Source organism: Streptomyces sp. NPDC053367 (assembly GCF_044545925.1).
Taxonomy (GTDB): Bacteria; Actinomycetota; Actinomycetes; order Streptomycetales; family Streptomycetaceae; genus Streptomyces.
The window spans coordinates 742534-755686 of sequence record NZ_JBITYN010000001.1; the positions used below are offsets into that span (position 1 = coordinate 742534).

At 67.7% G+C, this 13153-nt stretch carries 18 protein-coding genes; all 18 read right to left on the bottom strand.

The window, feature by feature from the left end:
• Positions 1–534 precede the first annotated feature (534 nt).
• The gene (locus ACIGXJ_RS03380; protein WP_399641011.1) at positions 535–1365 is read right to left on the bottom strand and encodes a hypothetical protein; all 831 of its coding nucleotides are present in this window, start codon (positions 1363–1365) and stop codon (positions 535–537) included.
• Between the two features lie 69 nt (positions 1366–1434).
• Positions 1435–1623 carry a DUF4314 domain-containing protein gene (locus tag ACIGXJ_RS03385; RefSeq protein ID WP_399641014.1) on the bottom strand — a complete coding sequence of 63 codons (189 nt, stop codon included), beginning with the start codon at positions 1621–1623 and terminating at the stop codon, positions 1435–1437.
• A 116-nt stretch (positions 1624–1739) separates the two neighbouring features.
• The gene (locus ACIGXJ_RS03390) at positions 1740–2804 is read right to left on the bottom strand and encodes an N-6 DNA methylase (protein WP_399641016.1); all 1065 of its coding nucleotides are present in this window, start codon (positions 2802–2804) and stop codon (positions 1740–1742) included.
• A gap of 63 nt (positions 2805–2867) precedes the next feature.
• Complete coding sequence (locus ACIGXJ_RS03395) at positions 2868–3473, bottom strand: hypothetical protein (RefSeq protein ID WP_399641018.1); 606 nt, start codon at positions 3471–3473, stop codon at positions 2868–2870.
• A 95-nt stretch (positions 3474–3568) separates the two neighbouring features.
• On the bottom strand, positions 3569–3916 hold the full coding sequence (locus ACIGXJ_RS03400) for a hypothetical protein (RefSeq protein ID WP_399641020.1): 348 nt from the start codon (positions 3914–3916) through the stop codon (positions 3569–3571).
• Positions 3917–3989: 73 nt separating this feature from the next.
• Positions 3990–4478, bottom strand: a complete 489-nt coding sequence (locus ACIGXJ_RS03405; protein ID WP_399641022.1) for a hypothetical protein — start codon at positions 4476–4478, stop codon at positions 3990–3992.
• A 64-nt stretch (positions 4479–4542) separates the two neighbouring features.
• Positions 4543–4812, bottom strand: a complete 270-nt coding sequence (locus ACIGXJ_RS03410; protein ID WP_399641025.1) for an HU family DNA-binding protein — start codon at positions 4810–4812, stop codon at positions 4543–4545.
• Positions 4813–4912: 100 nt separating this feature from the next.
• Positions 4913–5269, bottom strand: coding sequence for a hypothetical protein (locus ACIGXJ_RS03415; protein ID WP_399641027.1), 357 nt, complete (start codon positions 5267–5269; stop codon positions 4913–4915).
• Positions 5270–5287: 18 nt separating this feature from the next.
• On the bottom strand, positions 5288–5728 hold the full coding sequence (locus tag ACIGXJ_RS03420) for a hypothetical protein (protein WP_399641029.1): 441 nt from the start codon (positions 5726–5728) through the stop codon (positions 5288–5290).
• Positions 5725–7221, bottom strand: a complete 1497-nt coding sequence (locus tag ACIGXJ_RS03425; RefSeq protein WP_399641031.1) for a DNA cytosine methyltransferase — start codon at positions 7219–7221, stop codon at positions 5725–5727. The genes ACIGXJ_RS03420 and ACIGXJ_RS03425 overlap by 4 nt, the downstream gene beginning before the upstream one ends.
• A gap of 77 nt (positions 7222–7298) precedes the next feature.
• On the bottom strand, positions 7299–7781 hold the full coding sequence (locus ACIGXJ_RS03430; RefSeq protein WP_399641033.1) for a hypothetical protein: 483 nt from the start codon (positions 7779–7781) through the stop codon (positions 7299–7301).
• A 58-nt stretch (positions 7782–7839) separates the two neighbouring features.
• Entirely contained in the window at positions 7840–7995 is a 156-nt protein-coding gene (locus ACIGXJ_RS03435; RefSeq protein WP_399641036.1) for a hypothetical protein, read from the bottom strand.
• A 13-nt stretch (positions 7996–8008) separates the two neighbouring features.
• Positions 8009–8659 carry a hypothetical protein gene (locus ACIGXJ_RS03440; protein ID WP_399641039.1) on the bottom strand — a complete coding sequence of 217 codons (651 nt, stop codon included), beginning with the start codon at positions 8657–8659 and terminating at the stop codon, positions 8009–8011.
• A gap of 167 nt (positions 8660–8826) precedes the next feature.
• Positions 8827–9162, bottom strand: coding sequence for a hypothetical protein (locus ACIGXJ_RS03445; protein WP_399641041.1), 336 nt, complete (start codon positions 9160–9162; stop codon positions 8827–8829).
• Positions 9163–9267: 105 nt separating this feature from the next.
• Complete coding sequence (locus tag ACIGXJ_RS03450) at positions 9268–10239, bottom strand: helix-turn-helix domain-containing protein (protein WP_399641044.1); 972 nt, start codon at positions 10237–10239, stop codon at positions 9268–9270.
• Between the two features lie 87 nt (positions 10240–10326).
• Positions 10327–11457, bottom strand: coding sequence for a PD-(D/E)XK nuclease family protein (locus ACIGXJ_RS03455; protein WP_399641047.1), 1131 nt, complete (start codon positions 11455–11457; stop codon positions 10327–10329).
• A 31-nt stretch (positions 11458–11488) separates the two neighbouring features.
• Positions 11489–12580 (bottom strand): AAA family ATPase, encoded by a 1092-nt coding sequence (locus ACIGXJ_RS03460; RefSeq protein ID WP_399641050.1) that lies wholly within the window; start codon positions 12578–12580, stop codon positions 11489–11491.
• Between the two features lie 23 nt (positions 12581–12603).
• The gene (locus tag ACIGXJ_RS03465) at positions 12604–12948 is read right to left on the bottom strand and encodes a hypothetical protein (RefSeq protein WP_399641053.1); all 345 of its coding nucleotides are present in this window, start codon (positions 12946–12948) and stop codon (positions 12604–12606) included.
• Positions 12949–13153 lie beyond the last annotated feature (205 nt).

The window sequence follows — 13153 nt, forward strand, 5'->3', positions numbered from 1 at the left end:
CTCTGGGCCGTTTTCAGTACGGGCCGTTCCTCCCTCCTTGTCGACCAGCCTCTTCGGCAACTGCATGAGCCCATTGCCACCACGCCCACCGACTCCGCTCGCCAGTCCAACATGGACGGCTCCGCTTCGGAGCAATCGCTTCCGGTTTCCCCGCGGACCTGCACGAATGTTCCAGTTCGCAGCGGTTGAACTTGCGCTAAAGGGCTCCTGCGGCTGGTTGGGCACTGGATTCTGGAGGCTGGCTGGAACCGGTGTCGGTAGTGCGGATGCCCCTGTTCCGATCCTTGTGTCCCGACTGCCGCCCGACAACCCACCTCATTGGACAGGCCCCGGGCCTGACGGAGCGTCGTGCCAGCTGGGCGCGGGGAGCCGCACCCTGCCGCAGCGGATTGACCTTCCAACGTGCAGAGGCTCCGCCCCCGTAGCCGGGGCGGAGCCTCTGTGGCCTTTGCGCAGGCCAGACGTCTAGGAACAGCGTATCTGGCCTGCCGTTGAAACACGAGGTCGGGACTGCGGCCGGCCAGGCCGCTGCACTTAGGCCGTCTTGGGCTTGGAGCGCCGTCCGGTTACACGCTTACGCGGGCGGCGCTTCGCGGAAGAAGCGGCCCGCTCCGTGGCGGTCTCGGCGGCGACCGGCTCGACGGCATTGGCCTCCGGCTCGATCTCCTCGTTCTGTTTCGGCACCGGAACGGCCTCCAGCTCCGTCGCCGAATCGGGCTCCGACTCGTGAGCCAGGTCCGGCGCGCGCTCCTCGGCCGGGTCCGGCGCTGGGTCATCTGCGGCCGAGGCCAGCTGGACCGCCTCCGGCATGGACTCCTCGATCTGGTCCGGCGCAGTCTCCTCGACCGAGTCCGGTTTGGTCGGAGCACCCTCGGCTTGCTGGTCGGGCCCAGAATCGTCGGCTCCCGCCAGCGGCTCGTCACTCCCTGCGGCGACCGCAGCCAGGGCGCTGTTGAACAGCTCATCCCAGGGTCGGTGTCCGACATACATGGGCTTGAACTCGAAGGCGGGCATCAGGTCGTTTTGGAGGGTCTGCCGGATGATGTCGATGGGTTCAACGTCGTCGTCTTCGGTGATCAGCGTGGCGGCCTTGTTGTATCGGTGCCCATTGGCCAGGCGCACGGTGGGGACCGTGTCGTCGGCGTCTTGGTTGTCAGCCGTGTTGGGTTCGGTGGTGCCGCCGGTGATCCAGAGCTGGACAGTGGTCCCGCCGAAAATGGGGCGGAAGCTGATGCCGCGTCCGTCGCTGTGGATGATGTGGGCTGCACCGTCGGCCGGGGCTTCTGGGTCGAATGTCCAGTCGGCGCCGAGGCTTTGGAGCAGGCTGGCCGCGGCTTCTTGGACCGCGGCGTCGGTGATGAGCATGTCTGTTTCTCCAAGAGGTCTGCTGGTGGTGCTCCGGGGCCTGCCTCGGCGGGGCAGGCCCCGGAGCGCCTAGGCGAGGTGCACTTCGTCGCCTTCGTCCAAGAGCATCGAGAGGGTGGGGCCGCTGTCCCAGTCCACGGAGAGCTTGGACTGGCTGGCGTCGAACCGGCGAACGGTGCCGTGGTCGCCGGGTTGGAGGTCGGTGCGTGGGTCGCTGGTGCGGACGAGGGCGATGCGATCGCCCCGCTGGTAGGTCATCTGGTCTCCTGCGATGGCGTTTGAGAGAGGCCATACCCCCGCTACTAGTTCTATTCCATATGCATTAGTGGGTTGGTCAAGATCACCTGCATGAGATTCCGCGGGGACGCCTCAGATCAGGAGACGTCTTGCAGCAGGGCTTCTACTCCCTGGATCGCCGCGAGGAGGACGGCCTGTGCGTGGAGCTCATCGCGCCGCTCCACAGATCCCCGTGCCTCCTTGATCGCCCTCGCGTACACGTCGCGCTCATGCAGCGTGTCCCCGCAGGCGATGAGCACGTGCGGGCCGAGGTCCCACAGAATGGCGTTGACGGCGGCGCCTGCTACGGCAATCGGGTCTACGTCGGTCAGCGCCCAGCCGAAGTCGTGGGGGCTGATATCCCGCTCACGCATGGTCTGAGCGGCGGCGCGATACATGCCTCCGGTGCCGCCGGCGGGCTCGTCAAAGCGCATGCCGGGCGATAAGGCCAGACCGTCGAGCATCATCCGCGCCATCAGTTCAGCGACCGACGGGGGCGTATGGATCTCCGCGAGGGCATCGTGAGCGCCCTGCGAGCGCATGACGGTGAGCAAGGCTCCCATGACGTCCGCCGTGGAGCGGAGGTAGGGGTCATCGCTGGAGGTCAGGTGAAGGAGCCCTCGGGTGAGGGCAGCTTCGACGACCGCCCGAACAGCTCCGGCTCGTCGGGCGGGCGGCTCGCTGTCATCGATCCACTTGTGGAGCGGGGTCGCACGGTCGATGAGGTCAGGGTGCATGATCCACCATCGGGCCCAGCACTCTCGGAAGGCGGTCATGAGCTGGGGGTCGTCGAGGCTGAGCCACCAGTCGGCGGCGAGGTAGGCGTCGGGGCCGCGCAGGGGCCAGAGTGCGAGCGTGGCCACAACGCCGATGGGCACTTCGAGGCCGGGGCCTCCGTAGTTGTGATGCCAGGCGTAGCTGACGGCTTCGGCGATATCGAACGCATGTTGGTGCGGGTTGCTGTGCGAGGGCCGGTAGTGGCCCAGGGTTCGCTTGACGGTGGTCGGCTTGGGAACGGCTGGCTTGGAATTGGCGTGGTTGGCAAGGCGGGTCGCGGGCGCGGGCGGCACGTCGGTGAGGTATCTGCGGGGCCGCGCGGCGGGTGCGGGCTTGGTCGGCAGCTGTTCGGATTCGTCGGCGGCGAACAGGTCGAGCTGGCTCACGAGGTTCCTTCCTGGTGGGAGGGATGTGCGGTCGGCCCGCCGAGTGGCGAGCCGACCGGGAGTTCAGGGGGTGCCGCGCTGCATGCGGCGAAGCGCCGTGGCGGCCTCCTGGGCGTGGCCGGCGGCGACCAGGGCGGAATGGTGCAACATGTCGGCCAGTTCCTGGACCGTGACTTGACCGAGGAGGTCGGTGAGGCTGAGGTGCTGATGGCCGGGGCTGCGGTATGGGTAGCCCATGGCGAGGTTGAGCACGATGTCCGCCGTGAGCTGGTCGGTGATCTCATCGGGGAGGCCGAGCTGCTTGCCGATGCGGCGGATGGTGCCCGGGCTGCCGAGCGGTGCGGTCGCGGGAACGGCTCGGTGGGCAGTTCGTGCGGCGGACGCTTCTCGCTGGAGGAACACCGCCCAGACCAGGCGGGCATCCGCCTCGCGACCGTCAGCGTGCACAGCAGCAGCGACGAAGGTCGCCGTGAAGCGTCGGGTCGTGACCGCTCGCTGAAGGTATTCGTCCGAGGTGAGGCCGGCGTTGATGATGGCGGGGTTGGTGGATTCGGCATCGAAGTGCCGGATGGTGGCGCCTACGGCATGCCTGGCTGCCGCGGGACTCACACCGAGGTTCTGGATTACGTGGGCGATGACGCGGGCGAGTTGGGGCTGGGCAACGTGCACAGGGTTCTCCGATGAGGTGGTGTGTCAGGTGATGCGGTGAGGGTGGGGCCCACCCAGGCGCGACTGCGCGTCGCCGGGGTGGGCGAGGCTGGGGGTCAGTCGCTGGACGCGGGGTCCGGGTAGTGGGCGCAGATGTCTTCCACGGACCGGGTGATGTGGTCCATGAGGGTGCGGATCTGTTGGGGGTCGCCGCCGAGGTAGAGGGCCAGGTCGAGGACCTGTGGCGCGGCGCCGTAGTCGAGGAGTTGCCGGTACTGCTCCACGGCGAGCGTCCCCAGGTGATCGGGACGCAGAGCCCAGACGGCGACGGCTGCGTGATCCGCCAGCCGTACGGCGGCCTTGAGGGTGTCCTCGTCGGGCGTGCGGGTGAGCAGGACGAGCGCCATGGCGCCGATCTGGTGCTCGGGCGTGTCAATGACCGGGATGGAGCGGCTGGGTGGCATGGGACCCTCTCGGTTAGGTTCTTTTCTATAAGCATTTAGGGCATGGCTCGCCCTGGGTTTCACCGGTGGAGACCTAGGCGGTTTGGAGGCGCTCGATCGTTCGGGGTGCCCGACCGCGGGGGCGGACAGGAAGAGGGACGGCTATGTCCCGCGGGTCGCTCATGTGGTGGACGTAGAAGTAGCCGGGCGGGTGGGTGCGCAGGTCGGCAAGCCCGGCGAGGACGTTCAGGTCGGCGATGAGCGCGCCCCATGCCGGGCCGGGTCGACTGTAGGGGCCGAACTGGATGAGGAGTCGCCCGTTCGCGCCGTGCAGTCGCCACAGGGTGTAGCCGGGGTCCCCATGAGTGGCGACGATGGTTCGGATCTGCGGCTGCAAGGTGTGGGCGTTCACGGCGATGCGCCCGAGCAGGGCTCTGGCGAGTTTGCGGCTGGCGCGGCAGACCTGGCGGTCCGCAGGCGGGCAGGGGTCTCGCCCTTCCGGCGCCGGGTTGCCGGAGCTTGCGCCCTCCGGCCACCCCATGGGTGGCTGCGGGTCGTCGGGCTGGTGGTGTGCGGTGGGCACTGTTCTCTCCGGGGTTGGGCCGCCCCGCAGGTCGCGGGGCGGCTGTGGTGAGCGGGAGTCCTGGTCAGACGCGTGGGCGAGGCGTCCGGGGGGCCTTGGCGATGGCGCTGCCCTCGGCGGGCAGGCTCTTGCTGCCGTCGACGATGGCCTTCAGGGAAGCGCCGGGTCGGAAGCGGACCGCGTCAGTGGCCTCCCGCCGCACCTTCTCTCCGGTCTGCGGGTTGCGCGCAATGCGCGCGGGGCGCTCGACGACCTCGAGGGAGCCGAAGCCGGTTATGTTGATCCGCTGCTTCTGGGCGATGGCGCGGACGAGTCCGTCGAAGACGGCTTCCACGGCGTGGGCGGCCTAGCGCCGCGACTTGAACTGGGGGGCGACGCTTGCGATGAGCTGCTGCTTGTTCATGGTGTCTCCTTGGCTTGGGTCAGGGCGGCAGTCAGGCCACCGCGCCAACGGACCGCGTGTGTTGGGCGGCGGGCAGGTAGGCGATGGCTTCGATGGGGACTTGGGCGTAGTTGCCGTACGTGCGACGGCAGACGGTGCCGCGGCGGGACGGCCGGGGATCGGTGTGTGAATCGGGGTCGTCGCTGCCGATCAGGTGAGCCCAGCGTTCGTACACTCCCGGCTCGGGCCGGTGCATGTGCAGGCGCAGGCCAGCACCGCACGCCATGTCGTCGCGGTATATGTCCGCGAACTCGATGTCGGGGGCGGGGAGATCGGGGTTGAGCTGAGCGATAAGTGCGACGGCCGCGACAGGTCCGAGGAGGTCCCGCATGGATCTGTGCATGGGCATGGGTAGGTCCTTCAACGGTCAGGGGAGGTCGGCGAGTTCGAGCTGTTCCTCGTCGAGCGGGTTCGGGCCGGGGCGATAGAAGGGCAGACAGTCGGGGCATTGCTGTTCCACGGCTCGCCGGTGGGCTCGTGATCCGGCGGCCGTACCGCATGCCTGGCGGATGACGGGAGCGGGCAGCTCGCTCATGTCGGCGTCGGGCACGGCGCGGACGATGACGCCGTTGAGCCAGATCCGCCCGCCGCACACACCGCTGAACTCGCTCTTGGCGGGCACGACCTGACGGATGCAGGCGGCTCGGTAGGGGCAGCCGCCGCAGACGTAGAGCACGGGTTCGCAAATGGCCAGCAGATCCTGGCCGTTCTTCCAGCGGTCGTCGGCTACGGCGAAGTCCTCATCGCCGAAGCAGGGCGCGTGGCTGGTGACATGTGTGCCGGGCAGTCGGCTTCGTGACCCGGTCACAGGACCGGTTCCAGTCGCTCGCCGATCCACCGGGCGACGTTGACCGAGACTGCGTTGCCTGCCTGCATCGTCTGTTCGGCCTGGTTGCCGTAGACGACGTACTTAGCGGGGAACCGCTGCCCTTCGAGCTGTTCGCGGGGTTTGAGCATGCGGAAGTGGCAGTCGAGGATGTCGGGGGCGCTGCGCACGAGTGCGGCCGAGTCGCGGGTGGACAGGGTGTGGACCGGTTCGGCGGCCGTCTTCACGACTGCCTTGCGGTACGGAACGACGAGGGTGTTGCGGGCGTGCTCGGGCACGTGGCCGGCATGGGTGACCAGGCCGTGGTGGTTGCCCTGGGCGGTGACTCCGCTGAGTGGGCTGTTCGCCGGCCGGGCTGTGGCGTTGTTGCGGAACTCCACGATGAACGGATCCACGGTGACCAGGGCTTCGCTCTCGCGGGTGGTGCGGGTGCGCAGCGGTGCGTCGACGGGTACAGCGTCGGTGTTCCAGGAGCCGCCCGTGGGCACCAGGAGGGCGTCGCCCTGCTTCGCGGTCCGTGTGGGAAGCGGCCGGTCCTCCACCGCGTAGGCCCTGTCGCCGCCATCCCTGCCGTGGGCGAGCGTTATGGAGCTCGGCCGGAAGGGGAACTTGGCCAGGCCTGCGCGGATGCGGTCCATCGTGGTGTCGGCGAGGGGCTTCTTGCGGTCCCCGATCCGCGTTCCGAGGTCGCTCCAGTTGATGATGTCGCTGGCCGGTCGAACGTAGGGCTCGACTACGGCGTGGCGGCAACACGCGTTGGGGCAGCGATACAGGTAGTCGCGCCGGTACTTGCCGATACGTACGCCGTCGACGTGCCAAGACTGCACCGCGTGCACGTCCTCACCGCACTCCACGCAGGGCGCCAGCGGCCTGGGCTCCAGGTCCGGCTTCCGCATGGTGTTGAGGGTGAAGACCACGTACAGGCGGTCGCGCCACTGCGGTGCGCGGAGGTTGACGTCGTCGCCGATGTGGGCGCTGCTCACACAGACGATCTGATACTGGTAGCCCAGCAGCTGCAGGGCTTCGAACCACTTGGGGAACAAGATCCAGTCGAGACCGAACTCGATGACGTTCTCGACGATGATCGCCTTGAACCGCTTCGCCTCAGCTGCGCGCACCACGCACCAGGCGGTGGCACGCGTGCCCTCGAAGGCTTCCTTGGTCAGCGCCACCCAGTCGTCGGCCTCGTCCAGCAGGTCGAGGAGATCCATCTGCGGTGTCTCCCGGCGGCGGCCGCCCGCGGGGCTGATCTCCGTGCAAATGACGGACGCCCACAGCACGTCGGCTTTGGGCAGGTGGCGCATCGGGAAGCCGGAGATGTCGATGCATGCGTGGTCGGCGTTGGGGTGGTTGGCGGCATGGGTGTCGAGCGCGAGCTTCCAATGGTTGATCCCGAGGACCAGTTCATGTCCGGCCTCTTTGAGCCCGGTGCTGCTGCCGCCGGCCCCGCACAGCAGGTCGATGACTGTGGCCATAGTGGTGGTGGTTCTCCTGGGAGTTCTGCGGAGCCCGGCCCCGCGCGGTGGCGGGGCCGGGTGGATGGTGGGAGGGGTCAGCGAACGCGCAGGCCGCCGTGCGCCTGGGCGCGGCGAAGGAACGCCACCCAGTTCCGCCAGGTCGGGTCGCCGACAGGCATCTCGGCGATGTCCACGTGGGGGTGGGCCTCGTACGTGGTGAGGGCGGCGGTGATCTCGGCGGGGGTGATCAGGTAGCCCGCGCTGAAGGCGACCTTGTAGCTGGGGATGCCGCGCGGGTGAGGGTCGGCCGCCTCCTTCACGGCCTGGTAGGCCGCCCGATACTCGGCGATGCGGTTGGTCGTGGCCGGGTCGTGGCGCACATCGGGATGGAAGTCCGCTCTGCTGAGCCCGTAGGTGGCGAGCGTCGGGTAGACCGGCGGAGACAGCTCGACGAGCATCCCGAAATTCTTCATGGCGTCGGTGATGCGCGCCATCTGGCTGGTGGTGAGGCCGAGGTAGGTGGGTTCGCCTTCGGCGAGCCTCTCTCCGTTGGCCTGAAGGTAGATGTCAAAGCCCATTGGGTGGTTCTCCAAGAGGTCTGGGTGCTGCCCGGCCAGTGGGGCCGGACAGCGGGTTTCAGCGGTGGGCGGCGTGCCGGGGGTGGGTGTGGCCGCAGGTCATGCATCGCTGTAGTCGGCTGCGGGCCTCCCAGCGGAGGTCGTCAATGACTGCGGCGGCCCAGCCAGCGCCGACGACGATCGCGACCGCGAGCAGCCCGAGTAAGGGGTCCATCTCGGAACCCCCGTCAGGCGGGGATGTAGCCGATGTGGGCCAGGTACACGGTGGCGACCTCGCAGTCGCGGACCCACATGGTGAGCGGCCACTGCACGCCGCCCTGCTCGTAGACGCAGCGCCAGCCGGTTTCCATGAGTTCGTGGGTGGCGTAGCCGTACTGCTTGACGGCCTCGTTGCGGTCGTCGAAGGGGCCCGCGTAGGGCTTGCTCACGCTGGTGTGTTGCAGGCTGACGCCCGTGATTTGAACGGACAGCAGCTCGATGAAGCTGGGGGCGAGATCGCGTTCGGTGACGAACGCCGTGACGGCCTGGATGAGCGGGACGACGTTGTTGCCGTGCTGAACGTCCGGTCCGTCCTCGGTGGAGTCGTAGATGATCTCGTCGATTGTCGGGGTCTCGTCGTGGACCCGCTTCACGTGAAAACCCTTGGCCGTGCTCGGGTCCATGGGGAGGTCATCGACCGAGGTGATCCACAGGTACGAGCCGTCGGTGAGCTCGGCGGTGATGGCGAAGGCGTTGCCGGACTCCACGTTGGTGACGAGCGGGATCCGGCGGAGAGGGGTGATGACCGGCTCGTACGCCGTCCACAGCTTCCGCCAGAGCGGGTCTCCGGTCAGACGGTGGCTGGGCATCGGTGCCATGCGCGCGAGGTCGTTGCTCACGGGTGTCTCCAAGAGGTCTTGTTATCGAACACTACAGTGTTGGGATCTATTTGAAAACGGAGGGAAGCCGCCCAGGCCCTAGCAGACCGGCTCCCTTCGCCGCTCTTCGCGCCTGCCGCGTGCGAGTGCGGTCTGCACCGCCAGCTCCTCCGCGCGCTCCATGGCCGTCATGGCGATGCGCCCAGCCTCGAAGGCGAGTTGCGCGCCTGCATCAGTGCGTTGTGGTTGACGCGGCCGTCGAGATGGGTGTGTGCACCGCCGATGTCGTCGAGCAGTTCCTCGACCAGATCGTCACGCTCATGCTCGGCCCTGCCGAGCCCGTCGAGGTCGCGCTCATGTTCGGCCCGGTCCCCCAGATCGGCGATGGCGGCGAGCATCTCACCGACCCTTTCCGGGTCTTCGCGATAGAGGTCCGCGAGTGCGCGGATCTGACCGCGCGCCACCTCCGATCCGTCGAGCACGAGCGCGCCTTTGTGTTCGCGCCGCAGTACGGGCAGATACACAGCGTCTCCCTTCCAGTCAGCGAGGGGACCCCCCCTCTTGGTGGTTCTATTCTATATGCAAAGTCGGAGGTGTCCAAATTTCTGGCGGAAATTTCTTGCTGGGACCTAGGGTTCCTGTGCCCCCCGACCGCGCGCCACCCGCGCGGCCTCCCTGGCCGCCCGGCGGGCCGCCTCAGTGACCTCGGGGCGCGCTTCGGCCTGTTCACGACGTCGGGCAGCATCCTCATGCCACTGGTCCCAGAAGCGCCCGCGCTCCCGCCGCTCCGCCTCCTTGGCCTTGCGCTGCTCTCTCTCCCGGCCTGCACGCGGATTCGTACCGCAGCCGCGGCAGGAGGCAGCAGGGCGACCCCTGTGCCGTTCACAGCCCTGCTTCGCATCGGCAGATGGGAGTGCGTCTTCGGGTTCGCGAGCGGGCTCCCCTACGGCGTCAGCCGTGGGGGTAGGGGGGAAGGAAGGAACAGAGGAAGAACCAGGGAAGGAAGGGGTTCCATCACTGGAACACGGTGGGTTCCCCGCGTGGAACTCGTCGGGTTCCACCCGTGGAACCTGGCCCTCTGACGCATCAGCGTTCCCTCCGTGGAACCCTTGCGTCTGCTCCGGGTTCCCCCCGTGGAACCCTGCATCGACCTGCGGTGATGCGGCCTTTTCACGTGAGGCTCTGCGCTGTTCGACGTCCTTGTAGGTCCTAGCGGGCTTGGCCGGCGCTGCACGCTTCACGCCGGTGCGGGCCTTACGCGGGTTCTTCGGAGCGGCCCGGCGAGCCTCGGCAGCCACCTTGAGGTCCGCGGTGGTCGGCGTCGGTGGCACACCGAGGGGAAAGACTCGGTACACGGCGGCTCTGCCCGCCTTACCCGTCTCCACCCTCTCAACGAATCCGAGAGCTACGAGCTCGGTGACTATGGTGATGACCCGCTTGTCTGTGACGCCAACCCAGGCGGCAAGACGGGTCAGACCGGGACGAGCAAGCCGTGTCTCATCGTCGGCGCTGTCCGCGATCTTCATCAGGGCGAGCTTCTGGCTCTGGGTGATTTCTTCAGGCGGCAGATAGGCCGCGGCGATCATCAGCTGGATGGACACGGTTCCCCTTGGATGGTGCAGGCATGGCAGCAGGGCGGGATGCCCCGCCAGGTCGGACCGGGCGGGGCTGGCAGGTCGTGGGACCGGTCAGGCCGGCCCGACGCTGATCACCGGGGCCGTCTTCCGCCCGGTCTTCCGGCGGGGAATCGGCAGTCCCGCCTCCTTGAGGTTCTTGACCATGCGGTCGGCGTCGGGCTGCATCGGGACCGGAATCCCGGCGATCTCATGGAGGTCGACCATCGCCTCCACGTCGTCCTTCTCCTCGTCGTTGCCGCCGCGCCAGGACAGGCGGTTGCTGCCGTAAACACCGGGCGGTGACTGGTCGAGCTTCTTGCGCGCGAAGTTCTTGATGCGGTTGCCCTCGCTGGCGAGTTCGTGACCCTGCACGTACTCGATCAGCGCCTGCTCCCGGTCGGCGTCGTTGTGGATGAGCGCCGTCTGCTCCGGCACGCCGGGGGCCGCTCCCGGCCAGCACAGCGAACGGAACGGGCAATAATCGCAGATGGCATCCAGGCCGGGTCCGTGGAAGTCACGCGGCATGTCCTCGGGACTCTGGCTCTCGCGTACCCGTTCGACCCACCACTGGGCCTCGGCGGCACGCTGAGGGTCGAAGTCGAACTCCTGCAGGTGTTCGGCACCAGAGTCGCGGTTGATGAAGCGGAAGCGGATCCGGCCGATGGGCAGCGGCCCAAGCCGGGCCAAGTAACGCTGGCCGGGCACGTTCTCGAAGCCCACCTCGGACAGCGCCCCCGCGTAGAGGTAGACCTGGCGCAGCTCGGCGGCCGTGGCGCCATAGCGTACGACGCGGTCCCACAGGTAGGTCGACTTGGTCTTCACGTCCTCCACGGTGAGCACGTCGGCCGGTATGACTGGTCTATGCCGGGCGGGGAGGCGAGCGGCGGTGTTTGCGTCGAGTTGTACGACGTCCACGTGACCGCGAATAAGGTCGTCCTGGACACTGCGCTCCACCAGCCAGCCGTACTCGGTGCGGGCCGACTCGAGCAGCCCGTGGTGGATGTACGTACCGAGGATGGCGGCGCGCTTGTCCGGCTGGTCGGTGGGGGTGACGCCGTGAAGGATGTAGGCGGCCCGTCGGCCGCATACGGTGTCGGAGGCGCCGAGTTGGGTCTGACAGGAGCGCGGACGGCGAGCGTCCACGTCGTGCGCGGCATTCCAGATGGAGGGCGCGACACCGTCAACGCTGGTGGCTACGGACATTGGTTGTCTCCAGCAGGTCGGTACGGATCGGTCACTGCTCGGCGTCCGTGTCCTGTTCGGCGGCCTTCCGTGCCGCTGCAGCCCTGAGCTTGTCGGCATCCGTCAGCGCGCCGTCGCCCATGTCCTGGCGCGGGCTGTCCAGTTCGGCGGCCCTCTGTTCGGCGGCGGCCCGGACGGTGGCGATCTCGTCGCGGCTGAGCCGGTTCGCCGGGTCCGGCACCGCGCGCCACAGGGCTTTCAGCTTCTCGGTGTCGTCCAGCTCGGCGATTCGGGTGAGCCAGGGCTGCACGAGGTCGCCCGCGAGGGCGGGCATGACGCGGGGCTGGGACTCGACGGAGCAGCCGAGGCGGTTGAAGACCAGGTCCTCGATGCTGAAGTCAGGCAACGTGAGCGGCTTCTTCTTCGTCACCTGCAACCGCAGGGAGCGGACCTTGATGATCTGCGGATGCGCATCGCGCGTCATCCGCACCCAGCAGGTCGAGTCGAATCCGAGGTCCTTCTGAGCGGAGACCTTCCATTCGCTCCGGCCCTGGATGGGCTGACCGTTGTCGTCCGTTGCGCTGACCTGCTTCCCGCGAGCCAGCACAATGGCGATGCCCGGTAAGGTCCGCAGCAGGTAGATGATGCGGTTCCACCGCTCCAGGGCGTCGTTCCACAGATTGCGCCCGATGTCGTACGCGGCGTCCGGGTCTTCCTGGAGCAGCTTCCGATTCTTCCGCGTGCGGCGACCGCGCTCGTAGGTCCAGTTGGTGAGCATCCGCCACAGGGCGGAGCCGGAGTCGATGACGAGAACGACCGGCGGGTCTCCGGCCGCCGCCGCACGCCTGGCCTCGGCGTGCACCGCCTCCACCTGTTCGAGGATGTCACGGTAGGTGCCGTCGTGTTCGATGATCAGGTAGTTGGCGCCGTCGATGGCCGCGTACTCGTCTGCCGATCCCTCGTCGAGGTCGATCCAGTACATCTGGCCGATGCGGTCGCTGCGGGAGAACTCGGCGGCCGAGTAGGTCTTGCCGGCGCCTTCCTCTCCCTCAATGAGCAGGAGTGGCCAGGGGACGATGCCGGTGGGCTTACGGGTTTTGAGCTTGGGGGCGGACGGCCTTGCGGCGCCCGCTGGGGCGTTCACGATCTGGCTCCAAGAGGTCGTGGTCAGTCCGTGCGCAGGGCGCGGACTTCGAAGAGATGCGTCCACTCCGGGTGCTGGGCCAACAGCAGGCGCACGTACCGGGAGCGGTAGTCGTTGTTCAGCGCGAACTCATCGCCATAGGTCGCCGCGCCGTACTGGTAGCGCAGGAGCTCAAAGAGCATCCCGATGCCGATGCGGCGGAATCCTTTCTCCGCACAGTCCGCAGTCATCCGCGTCAGGGCTCTGAGCACCCAGGGGTTGAGCGCGTGGAACGCCTCGAACCGCTGCTGGATGGTCAGCTCGCCGGAGGTTGCGGGGTGGCGAACGGGCTGGATGGTGCCGAACAACGGCGGCTGGTCGGTCAGCAAGACTCCCCCCTCATCGAGATATCCAACGCTGGAGTGTTGGAATCTACTTTTGGATGCGGGCGAATGTCGATCGACAAGACCGGCCACACCAAGCGGCGACCCTCTGATGAGCTGCAATGAACCCCCCGAAGAGCGGAAGTGCACCCACCCTGGGCGCACTTCTATTCTATAGGCGGACGGGGGTTGGATCAAGAAGATCGCAGCC

Bases quoted from the DNA above. Each gene is read 5' to 3' on its own strand.
- ACIGXJ_RS03385 (WP_399641014.1), bottom strand. From the start codon at position 1,623: ATGACCTACCAGCGGGGCGATCGCATCGCCCTCGTCCGCACCAGCGAC.
- ACIGXJ_RS03455 (WP_399641047.1), bottom strand. From the start codon at position 11,457: ATGTCCGTAGCCACCAGCGTTGACGGTGTCGCGCCCTCCATCTGGAAT.
- ACIGXJ_RS03380 (WP_399641011.1), bottom strand. From the start codon at position 1,365: ATGCTCATCACCGACGCCGCGGTCCAAGAAGCCGCGGCCAGCCTGCTC.
- ACIGXJ_RS03400 (WP_399641020.1), bottom strand. From the start codon at position 3,916: ATGCCACCCAGCCGCTCCATCCCGGTCATTGACACGCCCGAGCACCAG.
- ACIGXJ_RS03430 (WP_399641033.1), bottom strand. From the start codon at position 7,781: ATGGGCTTTGACATCTACCTTCAGGCCAACGGAGAGAGGCTCGCCGAA.
- ACIGXJ_RS03425 (WP_399641031.1), bottom strand. From the start codon at position 7,221: ATGGCCACAGTCATCGACCTGCTGTGCGGGGCCGGCGGCAGCAGCACC.
- ACIGXJ_RS03435 (WP_399641036.1), bottom strand. From the start codon at position 7,995: ATGGACCCCTTACTCGGGCTGCTCGCGGTCGCGATCGTCGTCGGCGCT.
- ACIGXJ_RS03415 (WP_399641027.1), bottom strand. From the start codon at position 5,269: ATGCCCATGCACAGATCCATGCGGGACCTCCTCGGACCTGTCGCGGCC.